Genomic DNA, 329 nt, shown 5'->3' on the forward strand with positions numbered 1-329 from the left:
ATCGGCGTTAGTCCCGTCCTTCATCGACTCCTAGTGTCAAGGCATCCACCGTGCGCCCTTTCTAACTTAACCAAACTAAAATTAAAAAATATGAGCTACACTGTTATCTAGTTTTCAAAGAACATACATTTATTTCTGAGAGATAGTTCTCTCAAAACTGAACAAAACGAAACACGGAAACTTATATTGATGAACAGCGTTCATCAATTCTCCATAGAAAGGAGGTGATCCAGCCGCACCTTCCGATACGGCTACCTTGTTACGACTTCACCCCAATCATCTGTCCCACCTTAGGCGGCTGGCTCCAAAAAGGTTACCCCACCGACTTC

1 rRNA gene is annotated in these 329 nt (G+C 43.8%); it reads right to left on the bottom strand.

What is annotated here, in order from left to right:
• Positions 1–217 precede the first annotated feature (217 nt).
• A 16S ribosomal RNA gene (locus AC1M36_RS28580) occupies positions 218–329 on the bottom strand; the annotation flags it as partial.

This window comes from Bacillus sp. Medicinal_06, assembly GCF_056711665.1.